This window comes from Paraburkholderia sp. BR10954 (assembly GCF_040965775.1).
Taxonomy (GTDB): Bacteria; Pseudomonadota; Gammaproteobacteria; order Burkholderiales; family Burkholderiaceae; genus Paraburkholderia; species Paraburkholderia youngii.
In genome coordinates this window covers 1-255 of sequence record NZ_JBFRCK010000310.1, presented here as the reverse complement: position 1 = coordinate 255, position 255 = coordinate 1, and the positions used below count along the sequence as shown (strand labels likewise).

The following is a 255-nucleotide window of genomic DNA, read 5'->3' as shown; positions in this document are numbered from 1 at the left end:
AGAAGCGTAAAGGATTCGTGTTTTTGGGGTTGTGTTGTTTCTGGCACAACACCGATCTCAAACTGCATGTCTTCATCCCCTTCGGGGATCGGACACCCGTAAGCGCTGAAGCGCTAACGGTTGTCGAAACACACCTGTTATAGGATCAAGCCTTACGGGCAATTAGTATCAGTTAGCTCAGTACATTACTGTACGTGCACACCTGACCTATCAACGTCCTGGTCTTGAACGACCCTTCAAGGGGCTCGAAGCCCC

1 rRNA gene is annotated in these 255 nt (G+C 50.2%); it reads right to left on the bottom strand.

Annotated elements, in window-relative coordinates:
- Positions 1-141 precede the first annotated feature (141 nt).
- Positions 142-255 (bottom strand): 23S ribosomal RNA (locus AB4Y34_RS42370); the annotation flags it as partial.